This is a genomic window from Mangrovitalea sediminis, assembly GCF_002514725.1.
GTDB classification, from domain to species: domain Bacteria; phylum Pseudomonadota; class Gammaproteobacteria; order Pseudomonadales; family Oleiphilaceae; genus Mangrovitalea; species Mangrovitalea sediminis.
Genome location: NZ_NTLB01000006.1, coordinates 331,729 through 351,542 on the forward strand (window position 1 = coordinate 331,729; position 19,814 = coordinate 351,542).

Annotated in this window: 17 protein-coding genes; 6 read left to right on the plus strand and 11 right to left on the minus strand. The window is 59.4% G+C overall.

The window, feature by feature from the left end; translation table 11 throughout:
* Both CLR77_RS16610 and CLR77_RS16615 read left to right on the plus strand, forming a co-directional pair.
* Complete coding sequence (locus tag CLR77_RS16610) at positions 1-987, plus strand: bile acid:sodium symporter family protein (protein WP_097461805.1); 987 nt, start codon at positions 1-3, stop codon at positions 985-987.
* A 306-nt stretch (positions 988-1,293) separates the two neighbouring features.
* A complete protein-coding gene (locus tag CLR77_RS16615; protein WP_227519963.1) occupies positions 1,294-2,217 on the plus strand; it encodes a DMT family transporter in 924 nt (307 codons plus the stop codon).
* A 4-nt stretch (positions 2,218-2,221) separates the two neighbouring features.
* Here CLR77_RS16615 and CLR77_RS16620 read toward each other — a convergent pair whose 3' ends face one another.
* The 3 genes from CLR77_RS16620 to CLR77_RS16630 all read right to left on the minus strand — a co-directional run bounded on the left by CLR77_RS16620 (position 2,222) and on the right by CLR77_RS16630 (position 4,697).
* Positions 2,222-3,127: a D-hexose-6-phosphate mutarotase gene (locus CLR77_RS16620; RefSeq protein ID WP_097461806.1), complete on the minus strand. Its 906-nt coding sequence runs from the start codon at positions 3,125-3,127 to the stop codon at positions 2,222-2,224.
* Positions 3,128-3,230: 103 nt separating this feature from the next.
* The gene (locus CLR77_RS16625) at positions 3,231-4,010 is read right to left on the minus strand and encodes a 3-hydroxybutyrate dehydrogenase (protein WP_097461807.1); all 780 of its coding nucleotides are present in this window, start codon (positions 4,008-4,010) and stop codon (positions 3,231-3,233) included.
* An 87-nt stretch (positions 4,011-4,097) separates the two neighbouring features.
* Positions 4,098-4,697 carry a 5' nucleotidase, NT5C type gene (locus tag CLR77_RS16630; RefSeq protein ID WP_097461808.1) on the minus strand — a complete coding sequence of 200 codons (600 nt, stop codon included), beginning with the start codon at positions 4,695-4,697 and terminating at the stop codon, positions 4,098-4,100.
* 187 nt (positions 4,698-4,884) lie between these two features.
* Between CLR77_RS16630 and pyk the strand changes: the two genes are divergently transcribed.
* Complete coding sequence (pyk, locus tag CLR77_RS16635) at positions 4,885-6,333, plus strand: pyruvate kinase (protein WP_097461809.1); 1,449 nt, start codon at positions 4,885-4,887, stop codon at positions 6,331-6,333.
* Here pyk and msrA read toward each other — a convergent pair.
* The 3 genes from msrA to CLR77_RS16650 form a co-directional block, all read right to left on the minus strand.
* Positions 6,330-6,965, minus strand: a complete 636-nt coding sequence (msrA, locus tag CLR77_RS16640; RefSeq protein ID WP_198962800.1) for a peptide-methionine (S)-S-oxide reductase MsrA — start codon at positions 6,963-6,965, stop codon at positions 6,330-6,332. The two genes, pyk and msrA, sit on opposite strands and share 4 nt — an antisense overlap.
* Positions 6,966-7,077: 112 nt before the next feature.
* Positions 7,078-11,040 carry a two-partner secretion domain-containing protein gene (locus tag CLR77_RS16645; protein ID WP_097461811.1) on the minus strand — a complete coding sequence of 1,321 codons (3,963 nt, stop codon included), beginning with the start codon at positions 11,038-11,040 and terminating at the stop codon, positions 7,078-7,080.
* Between the two features lie 56 nt (positions 11,041-11,096).
* Positions 11,097-12,818, minus strand: coding sequence for a ShlB/FhaC/HecB family hemolysin secretion/activation protein (locus CLR77_RS16650; RefSeq protein ID WP_097461812.1), 1,722 nt, complete (start codon positions 12,816-12,818; stop codon positions 11,097-11,099).
* Between the two features lie 189 nt (positions 12,819-13,007).
* On the opposite strand from CLR77_RS16650, the gene CLR77_RS16655 reads away from it, so the two are divergent.
* Positions 13,008-13,331, plus strand: a complete 324-nt coding sequence (locus CLR77_RS16655; protein ID WP_097461813.1) for an acyl-CoA thioesterase — start codon at positions 13,008-13,010, stop codon at positions 13,329-13,331.
* 34 nt (positions 13,332-13,365) lie between these two features.
* Here CLR77_RS16655 and CLR77_RS16660 read toward each other — a convergent pair whose 3' ends face one another.
* Entirely contained in the window at positions 13,366-14,181 is an 816-nt protein-coding gene (locus tag CLR77_RS16660) for a UDP-2,3-diacylglucosamine diphosphatase (RefSeq protein ID WP_097461814.1), read from the minus strand.
* A 223-nt stretch (positions 14,182-14,404) separates the two neighbouring features.
* On the opposite strand from CLR77_RS16660, the gene CLR77_RS16665 reads away from it, so the two are divergent.
* On the plus strand, positions 14,405-15,178 hold the full coding sequence (locus CLR77_RS16665) for an MBL fold metallo-hydrolase (RefSeq protein ID WP_097461815.1): 774 nt from the start codon (positions 14,405-14,407) through the stop codon (positions 15,176-15,178).
* A gap of 7 nt (positions 15,179-15,185) precedes the next feature.
* Here the strand turns inward: CLR77_RS16665 and CLR77_RS16670 are convergent, their stop codons facing one another.
* The gene (locus CLR77_RS16670) at positions 15,186-15,986 is read right to left on the minus strand and encodes a methyltransferase domain-containing protein (protein WP_143269433.1); all 801 of its coding nucleotides are present in this window, start codon (positions 15,984-15,986) and stop codon (positions 15,186-15,188) included.
* A 181-nt stretch (positions 15,987-16,167) separates the two neighbouring features.
* Between CLR77_RS16670 and CLR77_RS16680 the strand changes: the two genes are divergently transcribed.
* On the plus strand, positions 16,168-16,434 hold the full coding sequence (locus CLR77_RS16680) for an acetyltransferase (RefSeq protein ID WP_097461818.1): 267 nt from the start codon (positions 16,168-16,170) through the stop codon (positions 16,432-16,434).
* Here the strand turns inward: CLR77_RS16680 and CLR77_RS16685 are convergent.
* The 3 genes from CLR77_RS16685 to CLR77_RS20460 all read right to left on the minus strand — a co-directional run bounded on the left by CLR77_RS16685 (position 16,419) and on the right by CLR77_RS20460 (position 19,704).
* Positions 16,419-17,279 (minus strand): RluA family pseudouridine synthase, encoded by an 861-nt coding sequence (locus CLR77_RS16685; RefSeq protein WP_097461819.1) that lies wholly within the window; start codon positions 17,277-17,279, stop codon positions 16,419-16,421. The two genes, CLR77_RS16680 and CLR77_RS16685, sit on opposite strands and share 16 nt — an antisense overlap.
* Positions 17,280-17,316: 37 nt before the next feature.
* Positions 17,317-18,336 carry a class I SAM-dependent methyltransferase gene (locus tag CLR77_RS16690; RefSeq protein ID WP_097461820.1) on the minus strand — a complete coding sequence of 340 codons (1,020 nt, stop codon included), beginning with the start codon at positions 18,334-18,336 and terminating at the stop codon, positions 17,317-17,319.
* A 75-nt stretch (positions 18,337-18,411) separates the two neighbouring features.
* Positions 18,412-19,704 (minus strand): energy transducer TonB, encoded by a 1,293-nt coding sequence (locus CLR77_RS20460; RefSeq protein ID WP_158227228.1) that lies wholly within the window; start codon positions 19,702-19,704, stop codon positions 18,412-18,414.
* Positions 19,705-19,814 lie beyond the last annotated feature (110 nt).

Consider the following 19,814-nt stretch of genomic DNA (forward strand, 5'->3'; position numbering starts at 1 on the left):
ATGCTGAAACAACTCGACACCTTCACGGTACTGCTCCTGGCGGCAATTGGGCTGGCCAGCGTATGGCCGCCCGGCGCCCCGGTGCTTGCACTCCTGAACCCCTTGTCCAGCATCGGCATCACCATCCTGTTCTTTGTGCATGGCGCCGCCCTGCCCCGGCAGGCGGTTATTCGCGGCATGACGCAATGGCGCCTTCACCTGTTCATCTTCAGCATTACCTTTATCGGCTTCCCCATCCTGCTGGTGCCCCTCGCTCACCTGGCAGGGGGGTGGCTGCCCGAACCCTTGCGGCTGGGCATCATCTACCTGTCGGTTCTCCCTTCCGCGGTATCCTCCTCGATTGCCTTCACGGCCATGGGCCGGGGCAATGTGCCTGCGGCCATCTGCAGCGCAGCACTGTCCAACCTGTTTGGGCTTATGCTGACGCCGTTCCTGCTCGCCCTCCTCGCCCATACCGCGGGGCAGCAAAGTTTCGATATCGCGACGGCGCTAAAGCGGATCGTTCTCGAACTGCTGCTCCCCTTCGCTGTAGGGCAGCTATGCCGGCCCTTACTGGCGGACCTGCTGGATAAAACGCCCGTCATCAAACGGCTGACCGACCAGGTGGTGATACTGATGGTGGTCTACGTCGCCTTTGCCGAGTCGATGCGGGAAGGCGTTTGGCATGACCTGCCTACGCAACTGATTGTCGGGACCATTGTATTCTGCGGGCTGGTTCTGGGGCTGGTTCTGGCGACAACGAGCTGGCTGAGCCGGCGTCTGCATTTCACAAAGGGCGACGAAATCGCCGCGGTCTTCTGCGGCTCGAAAAAGAGCCTGGCTTCCGGCCTACCCATGGCCAAGGTACTCTTCGCCGGCAACCCGGCCCTCGGTCTCATCGTTCTCCCCATCATGTGCTACAACCAGCTGCAGATCCTCATCGGCCCCCTGATTGCCAGACGCTATGCAAAACGACTGGAGTCGCCTTCCGGAGAAGAGGCCGCCTGACCCCCATCGCTGCCATGCTCTGAAGAATGGGCAATCAACGGGGCACAAGAGCACTCAACGAAGAACTTCCAGCCTGCCCCTGTCGAAGCGATGCACGAGGGTTTACCTGCCTGTCCTTTTGCCGATATGATGCGGCCATGAGCAGACATTATTCTCCGACCTTATCCTCCAGCACTCCGCCGCCGGTCGCTCACTAAGCCGGTGCGGATAACGTGCACTTTCGTTGCCTGATGCCTTTCAGGTAGCGCGTTCTCCTTATGCCCGGCACCTCGTGATATGCCCAACGACCGGATATAAGGATTCACCATGAAAACGCGTTTTCAGATGGCTCCCGAATTACAGGGTGCTCTTCTCATCGCCTGCGCAGCTATGCTGTGGGGGACAACGGGTGTCGTCGCCCGGCTACTGTTTGCCCATTCGTCACTCCATCCCATGGGGCTTGCCCTGCTCAGGTTGGTGATCGCCTGCCCCTGTTTCCTGCTGCTTTCCTATTGGCGGGGCGAACACCGGCTGCCGCTCAGACATCAAGGACACAAACGCTGGTTGCTGCTGTTGGGATTGACGCAGGGTGGCTATCAAATGGCCTATCTCGGTGCAGTCAAGCTGGCGGGCGCCGGCGTCGCCACATTGATTGCCCTCTGCCTGGCCCCCGTCGTAGTGGCCATCCTGGCCGTGCCCCTGTTGAAAGAACGACTGACCCGCAGCACCCTGATCGCACTGGTGGCTGCCATTGCCGGTACCGCCATGCTGGCGATGGAGCGCGGCATGCACCCGATGGACGGTTGGCTGCTGGGACTGGGTGTCGCGACACTCGCCGCCGTGATCTATGCCAGTTTCACCCTGACCAGCCGACATACGGCGGGCGTATTTGCCCCCTTCCAGGCGGCCTTTATCTGCTTCCTGGTAGGTGCCTTGATGGTGTTCCCGATTGCCTACTCGACAGGCAACCTCGATGGGATGAGCACACTCGGACTACGTGACTGGCTGATGGTGCTTTATATCGGCCTGATACCCACCTGCCTGAGTTATGTCTGTTTCTTTCAGGGGATGCGGACCACAACGGCCACGCTGTCGAGCATCATCGTCACCCTGGAACCCCTGTTCGCCGCTATCCTGGCCTGGGTCGTGTTAGGTGAAACGATGACGGCCATCGGCATACTGGGAGCGCTGATCCTGACCGGGGCCGTGATCGTTGCGGTACTGCCCCGTCGGAGCGGCCACCAGACCTGAAGTCTCAGGACAGGCTGAGCCGACACCCCAAACTGTGCGATTGCCCGGGCGCCAGGGTCACACTGTCGTCCAGGGCATTGGCGGTTTCCACACAGAACATGCGCTGCCATTCCGCATCCCCGAAATGGGAAAGGCGGCGCGCTTTCTCGACCCAGGGATTCCAGACAATGGCACTGCCACTTCCGGAGGGCTCCAGAATATAGGTCCTGCCCGGTGTCCGTAGCCGCAATGTGCGGTCGGCAAAGTAAATACGGTCAGTCTCGCCACTGAATCGTACCGCTCCGGTCTGTCGGCAGCGCCGCCAGCCAGCCAGGGTGTCTACGTATTCGGCATCTTCAAACCCATGCAGGGTGACGCTGCCAATATCGTCGGTCGGGAAATAGCTGTGCAACGCCGCCGTCAGCGACAGTGGCTCGGCGCCCTGGTTCTGGCTCACCAACGTCAGTGAAACATCCCGCCCGGTGAACCGAAAGTGCAGGTCAGCACGCGCACGGCCCAACCAGAGACGCTTGGCAGCGCTGTCGGTCTCCAGCGACAAGGTCATCGACACGGCATCGACCCGCTCCTCGATCCCCGTCAGCGTCCAGTTCCCCGTGCGGACGAAGCCATGGGCGAGATCCGTCCGGATCTGTCGGCGGACCGCCTCTGGGTTGCGCTCGACCGCTCCGAACCAGGGCCAGCAGACAGGAACACCGCCACGCACCGATTTCCCGCGTAGATAGCGCTCCTCCCCACTCACCCACAACCAGTTCGACTGTCCACGGGGGGCAAAGAAAACCAGTTGCGCACCTTGCAACAACACTGTTGCCGTAAAGGCCGGATGGTCGACATGGATGGCATCCAGCTCACCGAGTCGGCCCGGTCGGCAAAAGGTCATATGCTGCAGAGAAAGCATGGAGGAGGGATTCATGGAGTTCCATTCAATGCCAATGAAGAGACGATGACCGGCATTGTGAACAGATGCGCAGGCGCTGTCGAGACAACGGCCTGCGCAGGCAGAGGCATGAACAGTATTACTGCATAAACCAGCCGTGGCTGACCACCATCGACTGGCCGGTCAACGCATTGGATGGGAAGGAGGCAAACAGCAGTGCCACTTCGGCCACATCCTCGATGGTCGTAAATTCGCCATCCACGGTTTCCTTGAGCATCACATTGCGGATCACTTCCTCTTCAGAAATGCCCAAGGTCTGCGCCTGCTCCGGGATTTGCTTGTCCACCAACGGCGTACGTACGAAGCCAGGACAGATGACGTTGGCCCGGACCCCGTGCTTGGCGCCTTCTTTCGCGACGACTTTGGCCAGACCGAGCAGACCGTGTTTAGCCGTCACATACGGCGCCTTCAGGAGCGAAGCCTCCTTGGAGTGCACAGAGCCCATATAGATCACGCTGCCGCCACCGGCCTTGTACATATGCGGCAGACAGGCCTTGGTGGTCAGGAAGGCACCATCAAGGTGAATGGCCAGCATTTTTTTCCAGTCGGCATAGGCAAACTCCTCCACCGGATGCACGATCTGAATACCCGCATTACTGACCAGGATATCCACGCCACCCAACTCGGAAACCACCTGTTCGACACCCCGATTAACCGCATCCTCATCGGTCACATCCATGGCAACACCGATAGCACGGCCATGTTTTGCCTCGATTTCTGCAGCTGTCGCCTGAGCGGCTTCCAAGTTCAGGTCCGCGATAGCAACCTTGGCGCCTTCCCGGGCATATGTCATCGCGATTTCCTTGCCGATACCACTGGCAGCACCGGTAACGATAGCCACCTTGTCTTTTAGCTTCATGGAAGATCCTCTCATCAGACGAACGGAAAAACGGGTTAAGAAAAGTGGTTAGCAAACGAAGACTTTAGCGCGCCGTCCAGCAACCCGCTATTGTGCCTGGGTCTTAAGCGGAAACTGGCGCCGCACCAGTTCATATACATCAGCCCAGGTCTCAGCCCGCGGGGCCGCGATATCACGATTGGTGCTATTGGCAAAACAGATGGTGTAATGCCCGGTCTCCCGCAGGCGACGCACGTTGGTCGGGCTGTCCTCGATATAGACATCGGCGCCGACCTGATCCTTTTCCTTCATGAAGCACAGGTCCCAGTAGGGAATGCCATTCATATCGAGCCAGTTGATGGTCTGCCGGACCGCCTTTTCATGCAGGTAGCTGATAAACAGCCGGTGGGTGATGATGCGAATGCGATAGCCCTCTTCCGACAGTCGCCGGAGGTATTTCCGTGCCCCCGGGATCATCGGCACCGTCTCGAACAAGGCTCGTTGCGTGACGGCAAAACGGTGGATGCTTTCATAGACGCTCGGATCCCTCACCCCCCACTCCGTCAGGCCGAAGGAGACCTCGGTCGGCAGGGTCTCGACATCGACCTCAAACCATTCCGCCGTGATTTCACGCATCCGCTGATAGAAATCAGCGCAGACGCCATCCAGATCCACCCCTAACACCACATGCCCTTCTTCGGATGTCATCCCGTCACCTTTCCCAATGCAAGGGTCCCTCACGAAAAACGTCTGCTGAAAACAACTGAATACGCAATGAATGACAATGACGTTACCGGACTATCAGCAAGATGGCTACTGGCGATCCTTGTCAAAGCGATGCATGCTGACACCCGTATTCAGATACTCTCCTTTACCCCTTCGTTCGAGGCACATGATGTTGAGACGTACCAAAATCGTGGCAACACTGGGACCCGCCACTGAGTCGCCGGAGGCCCTGGAGGCCATTATCAAAGCCGGCGTCAACGTTGTCCGGCTGAACTTTTCCCACGGCGACGCGGAAGATCACGTCGAGCGCGCCAAGCTGGTTCGTGAGCTGGCGCATAAGCACGACCGCTTTGTGGCCATACTGGCCGACCTGCAGGGCCCCAAACTACGTATTGCCCGTTTTGTCGACAACAAGATCATCCTCAAGCGGGGACAGGCCTTTTTCCTCGATGCGGCCTGGCCAAAGGACGGCGGAACAGAAGCCGGCGTGGGCATTGACTACAAAAACCTGCATCAGGACGTCGAACCCGGCGATACCCTCCTCCTCGACGACGGCCGCCTCGAAATGCGGGTGGAACGCATCGAGGGTACCCGCATCCATTGTGAAGTCCTGATTGGCGGCGTGCTTTCCAACAATAAAGGGGTCAACAAGCAAGGCGGTGGCCTGTCGGCTCCGGCTTTAACGGAGAAGGACAAACGCGACATCCAGACCATCGCAAAAATGGACATCGACTATGTCGCCGTTTCATTCGTGCGCGATGCCGAAGATATCCACGAGGCACGAAAGCTTCTCACTGCCGTGAACTGTCAGGCCCATATCGTCGCAAAGATCGAGCGGGCTGACCTGGTTCACGACGAAGCGCGCCTGGATGCGGTCATCGAAGCGTCGGACACCGTCATGGTTGCCCGCGGCGACCTGGCGGTGGAAATCGGCGACGCGGAACTGGTCGGTGTCCAGAAACATATCATCGCCCGCGCACGACGCCTGAACCGTGCCGTCATCACTGCCACCCAGATGATGGAGTCGATGATCCACAACCCCATGCCGACACGGGCGGAAGTGTCCGATGTCGCCAATGCCGTGCTGGACTATACCGATGCCGTTATGCTGTCAGCGGAAACCGCGGTGGGCGAATACCCGGTGGAAGCAATCAGCGCCATGGCGCGGATCTGTCTCGGCGCGGAGAAGAATCCGTCCATTCAGCAATCCGGACACCGCATCAACCTGACGATGCAACGCATCGACGAAGCGATCGCGCTCTCGGCCATGTATGCGGCGAACCATCTGGAAGGGGTACGGGCCATCATCAGCATGACCGAGTCCGGCGCCACGCCACTGATCATGTCACGCATCAAATCGTCCGTGCCGATCTTCGCGTTCTCGCGCCATCACAGTACCCAGAACCGGGTCGCCATGTACCGCGGCGTGCAGACCATCCCGTTCGATGCGCAAGCCCTGCCCAACGAGGCAATTAACGCCGGCGCTGTCGAAATCCTCAAGCAAAACGGCATTGTCCAGGATGGGGATCTGGTCCTCATCACCAAGGGTGACTATGTCAATGCCCAGGGCGGTACCAACGGCCTCAAGATCGTCAGGGTCGGCGACGCCATCCGCTAGCCGGGGCAGCGGATACCGGTGCCGCCCAGGCCGCAGTAGCCGTTGGGGTTCTTCGCCAGATACTGCTGGTGATAATCCTCGGCATAATAGAAGGGACCGGCTTCGCGGATTTCCGTTGTGATGCTATCCCGACCGGCGGCAGTCAATGCCGCCTGATAACGCTCCCGGCTGGCCAGTACCTGTTTGAGTTTAGCCGGGCTGTCGACATAGACGGCAGAACGGTACTGGGTCCCGCGATCATTGCCCTGACGCATGCCCTGGGTGGGATCGTGGGATTCCCAGAACACCTGCAGCACATGTTCGAGGGAGATCTTCTGCGGGTCGTAAATGACCCGAACCACTTCCGTATGGCCGGTCATTCCTGAGCAGACTTCTTCATAGGTCGGGTTCGGCGTATAACCACCGGCGTAACCCACCGCTGTGGTTATCACGCCGCCGAGTGTCCAGAAGCAGCGTTCCGCCCCCCAGAAACACCCCATTCCCACCACCAACTCCTCGCTCCCCTGAGGAAACGGCGGCAGGATCGGAGCACCGCTCACGTAATGCCGGTTGGTGACCGGCAACGCCTGTTCCCGTCCCGGTAATGCCTGATCCGGTGACGGCATTTCCAGTTTCTTACCCAGACCGAACATGGTCACTCTCCTGCAATGTCAGAGGGCCTGCCAGTAGCTGAAAAGCTGCCACTCATTCAGATACAGGCTGCCCCAAGTGACGGTAAGCCCCACAGCATGTGGTCGATGTTCATTATTGAGAGGATTTTATCTTGTTGCGCAATATGGCTATGTTAGAAAAAAATGTAAATGCATCTTTAGTCACCGGCGCGACATGAAATTCGCTCAAGAGACCATTGAACGCGCGGTAATAAGAGTCGTAGGAGGTTGAAGACAGCGTATCAGCACTGACGGTCTGAAAGTACATTACATAACTTGCAACAACGCCCTCTAAATTGGCAGTAAGACACGCCATCCCCAAACAACTTTTATACGATTCGAAGTTTTTAACCTCATCTTCTGCAAGATAGTCGTCGATCTGCTTAGTCGCGTCAGACTTCTGTTCATTACCGTGATCGAGCAAATAAACTACGATATCGGCCGCGGTCAAGGGTTTCCTTATCACTCCATCATTCGTCGTCCCATACTTCACTTTGTAGTTACCGCCAATATCAACCCCATTGCGCGTAATATCCGCGTTCGAAGCGGAGACCTGTATACCCGTGCCGGCATCCGGCGTCTTGTAGGTCAACGTGATACCCGTGACGCTATCTCCAGTCACGCCCAAAGCCGATGTCAGGGAAGCATAATTGATGTCCCCGGTATATGCCGTTGAGCCATCGTACGTTTTAGTGAGCGCCGCCGGAGGCGACAGGGTAACCGGTTTGGGGGTAATCGTGGCAGCGGCATTGCCCTGCATGGTTAGCGCGTAATCGCTGTTATCCAGCTTCAAACCGCCGAACGTGACCGTCTTGGCTGTCGCCACATCCTGGCTGTTGTAGGTGCCCGTCGCCGTCCCGGTGAAGTTCACGACATCGCCCGAGAACGGCTTGCCATCCCCAGCGGTGCCGGAGCCGACGGCCTCCGCCGCCAGCAGCACCGGTGTTCCACCGACCACCGCCAACGTTGTCCCGTCATACACCTTGCTGGCCGGCACCGTCAGCCCACTCATCGTCAGCGCTTTGGGGTTGATGGTCACCGTGGTATTGGCGGTCGGCAGCACGTAGTTACTGGCCTTGCCGCCATTGGTACCGTCACCCAGGGTCAGCGTGGCCGTCTTATTGGCCGTGGCGACGTGGGCGCTACTGAGCGTAAGGCCGCTGTAGGTGAGGGTTTGATTGCCGGCCAGATTGGACAGCGTCACCGTTCCATTGCCCAGCCCCGTGGTCCCATCGTAAGTCTTGGACACGGTGGCAGAGAGCGCCCGCTTGTTCACCGTCAGGCTGTTGTGCGCCAGGGTGATGGTGTAATCGCTCAAGCTATGGCCGGTGGCCAGGTTGAGGGACGGGGTCAACAGGTTGGCCGTCGTATCGTAGTAGTAGGTACCCGCATCCAGATAACTGGTCAGCGCACTACCCCAGCTTCCCGCCCCCAGGGAATCCCCGGACTCCAGGCTTCCACTGGTGATCGTCCAACTTCCCGCACTCAGGCTGGGCGCAGACGTGTCCCCGTAGGTGCGGCTGGTGTTGACATAGGCCAGTGTGATGTTAATCGAGGCCGTGGCGGCTGAGAACGTCAGGCTGGGATAGCTGCCATTTGAGAGGGTCCAAAAGGCCGTATTCCAGTTCGGATTGGCATTGCCGTTGGCGGTGGTGGCGCTGGTGAAGTTCGCAGCCGTCTGCATGTTGGCCGTCGTCATGCCCGTCGCGATCGTGCCGGCGCTGGTCGACTGGCCACTCGTGGTGGTATCCCAGAAATTCCCGGCGCCGGTCAGTCCGGGCGTTGTGGCGCCGATCAGACCACCGGCGTTGTGCCCACCCGAAGCCAGCGTAACACTGCCCGCTGCATAGCTCGTGTTCAGGGTACCGGAACCGTCGGCATAACCGATTAGCCCCCCCACATCCTGAATACCGCTGACAGCACCCGTGGCGTAGCTGTCAGTGGTACTGCCAGCCATCTGGATACCGACCAGGCCGCCAATACCGCCATCGATCCCCCCCCCGTTATAGGTATTACCGGCCGTATCGTTGGTGCCGGTTACGGTGGCGGAGGAGCGGCTACGCTGAATGATGCCGTCGTTTTGTCCGACCAAGCCGCCGATGGCAGTAATAGCCGTCGACGTTGCGGTGGTGCCGGTGACCGTCCCCGTCGAGTAAACATGATTGACCGTACCCTGGTTGTCTCCGGCCAAAGCACCGACATAGCGCGTGCCGGTGACGCTGGCATTGGTGATGCCAATGTTCTGCACAAGGCCAGAGGGACCGATGTTCCCGAACATCCCCAGATATTCCAGGGTTGTTGACGATATATTGATCTTATTGACCACATGGCCCAGACCGTCGAACGTTCCCCTAAAGCCGTAATTTGGGCTGTTGATGTTAGTAGGATCCGTCGCCCCACCAATCGGTGTCCAGCTCCCACTGGCGGTCACATTGTTGCCGAGAACGTAATGCACCGTCGTGTCCTCAAGCGTCATGCCCTGAAGTCCGGTCTGATCGGTCAACACGGTGTAGTTGATCAGCGTGCCGTCAGTGGCCTTCTGGGTCGTAAAGGTGGAGGTGGCCGTCAGATTGACCGGCGCATCCACAAAATAGTCCCCTGCCGGGGTATTCGCGGTGGTATTGCTCTGCGCATACTTCAGTGCCAGCCCGCCGCCTGCCGGCACACTGATCGCGGAATTGATGTCGATGTTACGCCAGGCATTGAGGGTGAGCGTATTGGCCGCACTCCAGCTCACGGTGTCGTTGACGAAGATATCGCCATTCCCCGAGGAAGTGCCGCTACCGCAGGTGGCACCGGTACAGGATACGCTGCCGCTGGAGGTCTGAATGGTGACATTCCCGGCGCCCAGGGCTGTCGCCAGGGCTGCTCCCGTCATATCGCCGCCGCTGGCCGCGATCGTGAAGTCATAGGGGTCGAGCAGCCACTGGCCGCTCTGTCCATTCGACGCACCGGTACGGACACTGGCCGAGTCAGTAATGGCAAGGTGTGTGCCGCTGGTCTCGACAAAGCCGCCATCGCCCGACTGGCTGCCGCCCTGCGCACTGATGCTGCCGCTGATCACGGTCTGGCTCGCGCTGTTCGACAAATCAGAGATCAGGCTGGCCGTGCCGCCCTTGCCGTTCGCACCGGCATCCACGTTGATGCTGCCGCTATCATTCACCGAGCTGCTCGCCAGGAGGCGCACGGTGCCGCCATCATTCACGATGCCCTGCGCCTCGATGGCACCGCTGTTCACCACCTGCCCCAGCAACTGGTCCGCGGACCGGGCGGACATGATCACCTTGCCGCCATCGGCTTTGACCAGATGCCGGTTCTCGACCAGGGTGTTGATACTCGCCTTGTCCACCTGTACGTCGATCAACTGATTGCCGGTAAGGTTGAGCGTGACCGCGTCACCCGCCGCCATCGCGACCGTACCCATGTTCGCCTCGATCACGCCGTCATTGCGGACCTCCGGCGCCAGCATGGCCACGTACTTCGCATTGATGCTTCCCTGGTTGATGACACCGGCGCTGGTGCCGTCCCGGGTAAAGCGATTGTTGCCGTCGAGGAAATCCTTATCGCGAATGTTCAACGTGGACGCAATCAGACCGCCGACATTGACCTGCGCCCCCGGCGCAAACAATACGCCGTTCGGGTTAACCAGAAACACCTGGCCATTGGCCGACAGCGAGCCGTAGATCGCCGACGGATCACTGCCGGTGACGCGGTTGAGTGCCACCGCACTGCTGGAAGGCTGCTGGAATTTGACACTGGCCTGGCTGCCAACGTTGAACGAATTCCAGTTGATGATGGCCTTATTGCTGCCTTGCTGGATCGTCATGGCATTACCGGACTGCGTAATCGCCGCCTGACCGGCCACAACCTGCCCCCCCGTCGGCAAGGCACCCGGCGCCGGGGCAGCCAGGACGGATTGCGCCATAACAGCACCCACTACAACGCCCGCGACGCGCTTTACGGTGTTTGCAGTTTTGCCATGGGCAACCGCATGTTCAGATGCCACAGTGTAGGCCTGGCGAGCGTTGCTCCAGACAATGCGATAGACCTTATTCATGTTACTGCTCCCGAAGACTTCAATGCTTTTAGTGTGAGATCACTGGGCGTTTCGATTCAGAACTGGGCGTTTAGGGCTACCCAGACACGCACACTGTTGCCACTACCGTCGACGTTATGATGATTGCTGTCCGCTCCAGGGTTGGAACCCAGCGGAGAGGCGATACTGCCCGTCAAGAGGCAGGAACGAGCTATACGCCAGTCCATACCTGCTCCGGCACCACTCAAGGTATAGTTATTCGGCTGTCCGGAATTGGACGCATTCCAGGTCGACCACAGGCTGTGGTTCAACCGAATACCACCGGCGTCATAGAACAGGTGACCGGTCAGGGCCTGCCCCAGCGACCGGCTCACATCGAGATTGAAGAGCCAGCCTTCATCGCCGGTCGCTTCGCCTACCGGGTAGGCGCGGACGCCATAGGGGCCGCCAAGGGATATCTGCTGGGCGGAGTCGAGGTTATCGCCGGCGAACTGGCCATGCAGCGTGGCATTGAGGTTCCAGTCATAAGGCAGGCTGCTCAACCAGCCGAAGTTATAGGTCAGCTTGTAGAAGGCGCCCTGTGCCTGGCGCGTCGCAGTATCGGTGGCTCGTGCCGTGGCATTTGTCTCGTCGCTGTTACCCGCGAAGACGTTCGCACCAAAACTCAGCACCCCACCACCCAGGCGGGGCGTTACGGTGTAGCCGGAAAGGCCGAGGTTGAAGGCGCGATCACGAAGATTGCTGGTTTCCCCGGCAATCGTGCGTTCCACCAGTTTCTGGTCGTTGTAGTTCCCGGTGAGGCTCAGGTTAAAGCCGACACGTCGTGCCAGGGGATAGCTCGCTGAGAGCCCCTCCGTGTTGGCGGTCCCTTTGGAGTCCAGTGCGGAAAATGCCGACGTGATCAGGTGATAATCCAGGTAGGACGCGTTGACACCGAGGCGCAAACCGCGATTGCCTACCGCCAGGCCGTAGTCAGCCCGCACATAGTTACTGCCCTGCGATTTGTTGACGAGCAGCGACGCAGCATCGAAATGCCCGGTGGGGTTGTTCAACCGGATGCTACCGTTCGCCTGCAAACGCCCCGTCGCATAGGAGCCCTCGTTGTTCACACCCACGCCATAACTGAACAACGGCTGATCAATCGCCAGCACGTCCAGGTTGATCTCCGCCTCTTCACTGCCAGGCGCGAGTGAGGTCTTCACCTTAACGCCTGGTTGCTCGTTCAGGATGCTCAGCGCCTCCCCCAACTGGGGAAGGTTGAACGGCGCCCCTTTTGGCAAGCGGTGATCGATAAAGCCTTTTACACGCGCGTCATCGATACGCGTGCCTTTCTGGTCAATCTTTATACTTCCCCGCTTGCCTTCGATGACCCGGATAAGCACGATGCCATCTTTAATCTCTTGCGGCGGCAGGATCACGCGTGCGATATAGCCTTTGCTGACATAATAGTTCGTGATGACATAGGTCAGAGCACGCAGCTGGTTCAGGGTAAGCTTGTGGCCGATCGCACCTTTCAGCACGTTCTGCAGTTCAGATGCCGGGACCAGGACAGCCCCCTCGACCCGAAACCCCTTGACGAGGATCGTGGGTCCCTGCGGAGTCTGGGGCGACTCAGGTGTGGCCGGTTGGATCTGCTGAGGTTCAGCGGGCGCCGTGCCGGGAGGTTTCGGCTGTTGTTGGAGCAACTGTCCTGCATTCGGGGCTGTTTGGGCGGCAACGCCGCTCGCCAATAGGATGGAAAAAACTGCGGCAAAAGACTGCCGGAACACCATGCCATGGTGCCCTGCTCGGATACGCATCAAGCCCCCTTCGAATTCAGGATTTGTACAAAACGTTTAGTATTATTTCGCCAACTTTAGGAAGGATCAGACCTTCGGTGCCGACTGAACCCGGCAAAATCGAACAGTCCTTCATTTTTTTATAACCCAGCATTAATTTTTTGCAAGATTCCTACGAAATTAAATCATCGGCGCTCAGAGACAGTCACGATGACCCCAGCAAAGGAAAACGATACATCGATTTTTCGCGTCGCCCTGAACCGGGCCTGGGGATCGTCCGTGGAGATCGGGGTCAAGGTTGTCGCCGAGAACAGCTACACCGGCGAGGAGCGCCATATCGTCTCCGCCTACGTCACCTTTTTGGCATTGGACGAATTCGGGCACCCGGTGAATGTCCCTCACGTGATACCGGAGACCGATGTGCAGAGACGCCGTTTCGAAGAGGCGGACATGCGCCGTGAAGCCCGCCTGACAATGCGGCAGCAATTGAAGGATTACCGGGCAGGTGTTTCCGCGGCCAATCCACTCACCTGAGACCGGCCGCTTTCAGCGCGCAGACTGCTTCCCGTCAGACGGCAACTCCCAGCGGCGGCGTCTCTGGCACCCCACTGCCCTGGCGGGCAGGTTTGGGTTCACGGGCCACAACACAGGGATTCTCGGACCAGTGCAGGATCTCAAGGGAACCATCGAACCCCTCGGTCAACGCGGTGCAATGCTCCACCCAGTCACCATCGTTGCAATAGAGGCCGTTGCGCCCCTGACGAAAGCCGGCCACATGGATATGGCCGCAGATGAAGCCGTCGCGATGGTCCCGTTCGGCCGCCGTCAGTGCCGCCTGCTCGAAGCGGCGGATAAAGGCCTGAGCCTTCCCAATCCGCTGTTTCAGCCAGGCGGCCAGGGACCAATAGGGTTTGCCACGCATCCGCCGCCAGGCATGACAGCCGCGATTGAGCCATAACAGGAATTCATGGGCCCGTTCGCCCACCAACAGCAACAACGGGCTGTAGCGCACGACCTGATCGAACTGATCGCCGTGACAGACGACGAACCGGCGACCATCGGCATTCTCGTGAATAGCGGTGCTGCGCACTTCGATACCGGCCAGCGACTGGCCACAGAAATTACGCATCTCGACGTCGTGATTGCCGGGTACGTAGACCACCTCAGTCCCGCTATTGGCAAGCGCCACAAGCTTGGCGATAACCGCCTGGTGACTCGGCGGGAAACGCATCTTCCGCTGCATCGCGATAAGATCGAGAATGTCACCCACGAGATAGAGTTTCTGACACTGGACATGCTCCAGGAAATCCAGCAGATAATCCGCCTGACAATCCGGAGAGCCCAGATGCACATCGGATATGAACACGCTGCGGTAGCTATACATGTGCACCCTCCCATGAACTGGCAGGTCCATGGTTGCGCCAGGGGGTGACGCCAACGTGACGGCTTGACGACAGTTCGGTGACAGCCGCTTGAGAAAGCCGGGACTATCCCGGAAAATCCCTCTGGGCACGGGGCTTTCGCCGATACAGACAGCTCGTCATTGCCCTGTCATGTCAAAACAGGACCCTATCCAGGCCGGGAACGATAAGGAATAACGACCGCTTATGGCGCTATCGGTTCATTTTCTGGGTGTTGGCAGCGCTGGCGCCAATGCCTTGGGTAATGCCAGCCTGGTGCTGGAACAGGCGCAGTCGCCCCTGCTGCTCATCGATTGCGGTTTCACCGTTCCCTCGGGGTTCGAGGAAGCCTACGGCCGCCCGCCTCCCGCTGTTTTCCTGACACACCTGCACCTGGACCACGCGGGTGGCCTGGAGGCGCTGTTCTATCGCCTTCGGTTCGGCGGCCATTATCCGCTGACCAAGCTGTTCGTGCCTGCGCCGTTGATACCCGCCCTGCAATCTCGACTGGCGGATTATCCCGGACAGGTTGCAGAAGGCGGCAGTAACTTCTGGGACGTCTTCCAACTCTGTCCCGTCAGCGACCGCTTCTGGCTCGACGATCTCTGCTTTCGCGTTTTCCCCACCCGACACCATCTGCCAGGTTCCGCCTGGGGGTTGGCACTCCCCGGCCAGTTCTTTTATTCCGGCGACACCCGCCCGATTCCGGAGCAGGTGGTGGCCCATGCCAGTCAGGGAGAACGGATTTTCCATGACTGCGCGCTGACCGGAAACCCTTCGCACACGGGGCTGGAGGATCTGCTGAGGGAATATACGGACGAACAACGGCGACGCATGGTCGTCTACCATTACCACAGCAGCCGGGAGGCTGCGGTCATGCGAGAGAGGGGTCTTCAGGTCGCCAATCCCGGAGACCGGTTCGACCTGTCTTTGCCGGGCCCAGTGCGACACGCGCCCCCCTCATCCACGCCTGTTGGTTAACCGACGTCTAAAGGGCGGGCTTTCGCGCCAGGAGGTGGATGTAGCGCGCCAGGCTGCGATAGGGCTCCTGGCGGGAAAGAAAGGCCTCCGTCTCGATAACCTCGTTCAAAGACGCCTGTTCCGGATCGGCCATATAATCGGAAAAGATACGAATGCCGCTGAAGCAGGCCACCTCAAAACCCAGGTCTTCCAGCGCAGCATGGACGGCTTGCGGCTCCAGGGGACTGATCGGCGCCAGACTTTTTCGGCGTCCGCGCAGATAACCGCGCCGAACACGTTCCAGATTGCCTTGCATCAGGTTTGACCAGACAGCGGCATGACGGTTGTAGAACATCAGGGAAAGCCAGCCTCCCGGTGCAACTTGGCCGGCAATGCCCGGCAGTGCTGCAAAAGGGTCCGCCAGCCACTCCAGGAGTGCGTGGGCCAAGACCAGTTGGCCGGCCGGGATTCCGTCCGGCAGCTCCTGCACTCTCGCGGTCACCCAGCGCACCCGGTCGATATCCTGCCCCTGTTCCTGCCAGTACCGACGGGCCAGGGCCTGCATCTCCTGAGCTGGCTCAACCAGCGTGAGCTGATGCCCCAGCGCTGCCAGACGACAGCTGATCTGCCCCACCCCGGCGCCAAGATCCAACACACTCATCGGCGTTTCACCGGACACCAGCGCCGGCAGCATATCCTCAAAATCACGCCAGAGCAGTGCTAACCGCACAGCCCCTTTCCGCGTGCCATAGATATTGCGCAGGAAACGGTCGGAAACGCCGTTGAAGATTCGATCTTTGCGATGACGTTGCATGGATGCCTCTACCACCTGCCACTCCTGGAACCGGAGACCCTTTTCGACACGCTGGCCTCAGTCATGGATCCATTGACAGCGCCCGACAAGACGCGCAGATTGATTTTACAAGGTTGTCGTATCGACAATGCCAAGCCACTCAACACTTCCGAACAGGATGTGCCGGTTCGGAAAGCCTAGCGGGAGGAGCCGCATCATGTTACTCAGACAAGCCCACAGCGGTCACCTGATTGACATCAGCGATATCGGTACCTTGACCGATCCTACCGAGACGCGGGTCATGGGACGACTGCTCTGGGGCGAAGAACTGCCCGAACCCGAATATTTCAATAAGCAGGACATGACATTTCCCTCCGGTGAACAACTCCCTCACTGCTGGTGGGATGTCCATTACCAGGAAGACGATTACCGACGACTGCACCGCAATCCCCAGGAACAGGCACCGGGCTATAATGGCGCCTGATCGCGCAATCCGGCGACGGTAAAACGAAGTTCATCCCCCTCGCCCGGCGCCCGGAAAGCCAGCGAAACCGCCCTCAAACGCAATCCCGGTGCCCGGGTTTGGGCATTGCTATAACGGGGATCGCCCAACACCGGATATCCGGCACCAGCCAGGTGGCGGCGAATCTGATGCTTGCGTCCGGTCTCGATGCGAATATCCAGCAAATCCGGCAACCCGTCCCCGGCAGGTTGTGCCAGCATCACCCGTGTCACGGCCGCTTTACCGTCCAATGGCGCATCCAACGTCCAGACCTCGCCACTGGCCAACTGTGAACGCCGATCGTCATCGAGACGGACTTCAACCTGATACCCCTTTTCCGTGGTTCTTGCCTGGAGCTGGGCAGAGAGGTCCGCCGCCACACCACGCTGATGTGCCACCACCATTACGCCGCTGGCTTCGCGATCGAGACGATGCACGAGAAAATGCTGCCGTTTCGGGAACCCCGCAGATTCCAGCCAGCGCAACAAGCTCAGGTGATCGCCATAAGGCGAGCCCTGGGACAGCATTCCCGGGGGCTTGTCCCAAACGGAAAAATTCCCCCTGTCCGCCACCAGTACCGGCGCAGGAACACTGGCTTGAAGAACCTGACTGTCGTAATAGATGGCAACGCTATCGCCAGCCTGCAAAAGGTGACGAACCCTTCGCAGTCGCCGCTGCCGCCCCCGCTGTATCAGCCAGACCGCCCCTTTCGCCATGGCATCCTTGATCCGCTGACGGGGCAACCCGGTCCGCTCCGCCAATATATCCAGGGCGCCAACCTGTTCGGTCACCTGCCATTTGCCATCGATGCGGACACGCTCAGCCATAGTGTCATGGTTCCGATTTGAGGAAACGGTCACCGGACTACCGGCGGGTTCTTGCGCGGTAGACGGTAAAGCGACGATTCTCTGTAAGGATCTCAACCGGCCCGATATGAGCTTCGATCAGGGGACGATATGGCAGGAAGCTGTTGGCCACCAAACGCAACTCGCCACCGGGAACCAGGTGCCGGGCAGCAGCCCGCAAGAATCCCTCTGTCGCAGAAAGGTCTGTCTTCACACCGCTGTGAAAAGGAGGATTGGTCACGATGGTATCGTAACGGCCGCTCACACCGGATAAGCCATCGCTAGGCCAGACTTGTCCGCTCACACCGTTCCAGGAGAGCGTCTGCCGCGTACAGGCCAGTGCCTGAGCCTGCACATCCACATAGTCGACTGCAAGCGTGTCAAACCGCTTCGTCAGCCAGGCGCCGACGATACCTGCACCACAGGCAAAATCCAGGACACGACGCCCCGTGGGCGGCGAGTCAAACGTCTCCAGCAGGCAACGGGTCCCATCGTCCAGGCGTCCCTCACTGAATACACCCGGCAACGCTGCCACCGACACCGTCGTTTCGCTAACCGATATGTCAAACCGCCGCAACCAATCCTCAAGGCGGAACGGGGTTCCCGGCTGGGTGGGACGCAAGCTCCAGAATTGGCAATGGCGCGCCATATCGAGCTTCATGGCCTCACCCTGCGCGGCCAATAGTCGCGCGCCCCCGGCAATACCTTCACGCTTCTCGCCGACCAGGAACACCGTGCCGTTCGGTGCGATAACACTGGTCGCCAGGGCCAGGCGCATGGCCAGTTCCTGCTTGGCCTTGGGCATAAACACCAGCACCTGCTCGAAACGGGCCTCGGGGCGTTCCGCCAGGTCGCAGCCAAACACCACGTCCATACCCGCAGGCCGAGGCAACATACGCGAGGTGCCGAAATGCTCGCTCAGTGCGACACCTTGAGCGCCAAGATCGCTCAGCAGGCTGTCCTGTGGCGGCCCCAACACGAGCAGGTTGCCGGCTAAGCGGCTTCGATTGCGTAAGACGACTTCACTGGTATTGAACATGAACCCCAAAATCTCTTCGAATAAAGACCGAGGCGTCGCGGCCTGGCCGCACAGGACACCCAAAGAGGGGCAATTCTACTGGTTTTGGCCGGGGACGACAGCCTGACCGCTGTAGGTGAAGCGCAAATAACGGTAATACTCGGAGGCGACCATCTCCGATTTGGGCACGTCATAACGCACCACGGCCCTGACAGCATCCAGGGCACTCTCATCCAGCAACGGGTCGCCGCTCGGCAGATACACATAGGCGTTGACCAGGAACCCCTCGGAATCCAGCTCAAAAACCACGACCCCGCTTTCCGATGGCAGGCTGCTTGCCGGCGGATGCCACTGTGCCATGATCTGCTTGCGCATGGCGCGCAGGTACAGATTGACCATACGGATACGCCGCGCCTCGATTTCGCTAAAAGGTTCACCCACGCGGACTTTCCCGAGGCTCTGATCGTTCAGCGCCTGCATGCCCTTCAATCGGTCCTTTTCGCCCTGAGGAATACCCAAGGAAGCTCCGGTACCGGATCGCTGGCCATTGCTCATACTGATATCCGACAAGGCATTGGCCAGCGCCTCGGTCGCCAATTTCTTTGGCTTTAGCGTCGGCTTGGCGACCTTTTGCTGGCTCTGAGCTCGCGTCATGGCTACCGAGGACTGGGACGCAGGCGCCACCTTTGGCGCCTTGGCGAGTCCATGCCCGGCCTTTTCAGGCTTGATGTTGGGATGACCTTTCGGCTGTGCCGTTTTCCCAACGCGCTTATCACTCCCTGGCGCTTTGCCCAATTGATGACCAACGGCCACTTCAGGTAACTGGTCGGCTTTGGGATGATCACCATGCACCGGCTGCTGGGTATCCGGCCCCTTAAAGGTGTTACCGCGCAGGTCCACCGTATTCGCAGTATCCCGAGGTAGCGGCGGCCTATCGTCGGTCGGCGGTTTGGGGACCTTGGGCTGCGGCTTCGGCGCGGGTTTAGGCGCCGGCTTCGGCAGCGGCTTAGGTTTAGGCGCCGGCATAGGTCTAGGCGGCGTGGCGGCCGCCTGTTCCTGTTTTGGCTTGGGCTTTGGTTTGGCCTCGTGTTTTTCTTCCGGCTTGGGTTTTGGCTTCGGTTTCGGAGGCGATTTCTCAACCGCGCTGGGCTTCACCGGCGTTTTTGCCTTCAGCAAAGACGGTGTCTGCAATTCCAACGTAATATCGTGAGGTGTCTTCTCTGCCAGGGTCTTCTGCCATAGCAGCCATCGTTGATTGAGGTAGATCAGCACACCGATATGCACCAGCAGGCTGATCAGAACCAGCCACAGCACAAGACTTCGGCGGGAGCGCGCGTTCGCCACCGGTTCATCGGAAGAGGGTTGAAAATTGTCGACCAGTACGCTCATGCACCATCCAGAAACCGCAGATCCGCCTCCCCTTCGCCGGCATCACTGACCCTACCGGTTCAGACATATCCGGGAGACACGACATCGTGCCATACTATTCGCGGCTGGGG

What these genes read in the sequence shown, in the direction of transcription:
- CLR77_RS16610 (WP_097461805.1), top strand. Translation starts at nt 1, where the DNA reads ATGCTGAAACAACTCGACACCTTCACGGTACTGCTCCTGGCGGCAATT.
- CLR77_RS16615 (WP_227519963.1), top strand. Translation starts at nt 1,294, where the DNA reads ATGAAAACGCGTTTTCAGATGGCTCCCGAATTACAGGGTGCTCTTCTC.
- CLR77_RS16620 (WP_097461806.1), bottom strand. Translation starts at nt 3,127, where the DNA reads ATGAATCCCTCCTCCATGCTTTCTCTGCAGCATATGACCTTTTGCCGA.
- CLR77_RS16625 (WP_097461807.1), bottom strand. Translation starts at nt 4,010, where the DNA reads ATGAAGCTAAAAGACAAGGTGGCTATCGTTACCGGTGCTGCCAGTGGT.
- CLR77_RS16630 (WP_097461808.1), bottom strand. Translation starts at nt 4,697, where the DNA reads ATGACATCCGAAGAAGGGCATGTGGTGTTAGGGGTGGATCTGGATGGC.
- pyk (WP_097461809.1), top strand. Translation starts at nt 4,885, where the DNA reads ATGTTGAGACGTACCAAAATCGTGGCAACACTGGGACCCGCCACTGAG.
- msrA (WP_198962800.1), bottom strand. Translation starts at nt 6,965, where the DNA reads ATGTTCGGTCTGGGTAAGAAACTGGAAATGCCGTCACCGGATCAGGCA.
- CLR77_RS16645 (WP_097461811.1), bottom strand. Translation starts at nt 11,040, where the DNA reads ATGAATAAGGTCTATCGCATTGTCTGGAGCAACGCTCGCCAGGCCTAC.
- CLR77_RS16650 (WP_097461812.1), bottom strand. Translation starts at nt 12,818, where the DNA reads ATGCGTATCCGAGCAGGGCACCATGGCATGGTGTTCCGGCAGTCTTTT.
- CLR77_RS16655 (WP_097461813.1), top strand. Translation starts at nt 13,008, where the DNA reads ATGACCCCAGCAAAGGAAAACGATACATCGATTTTTCGCGTCGCCCTG.
- CLR77_RS16660 (WP_097461814.1), bottom strand. Translation starts at nt 14,181, where the DNA reads ATGTATAGCTACCGCAGCGTGTTCATATCCGATGTGCATCTGGGCTCT.
- CLR77_RS16665 (WP_097461815.1), top strand. Translation starts at nt 14,405, where the DNA reads ATGGCGCTATCGGTTCATTTTCTGGGTGTTGGCAGCGCTGGCGCCAAT.
- CLR77_RS16680 (WP_097461818.1), top strand. Translation starts at nt 16,168, where the DNA reads ATGTTACTCAGACAAGCCCACAGCGGTCACCTGATTGACATCAGCGAT.
- CLR77_RS16685 (WP_097461819.1), bottom strand. Translation starts at nt 17,279, where the DNA reads ATGGCTGAGCGTGTCCGCATCGATGGCAAATGGCAGGTGACCGAACAG.
- CLR77_RS16690 (WP_097461820.1), bottom strand. Translation starts at nt 18,336, where the DNA reads ATGTTCAATACCAGTGAAGTCGTCTTACGCAATCGAAGCCGCTTAGCC.
- CLR77_RS20460 (WP_158227228.1), bottom strand. Translation starts at nt 19,704, where the DNA reads ATGAGCGTACTGGTCGACAATTTTCAACCCTCTTCCGATGAACCGGTG.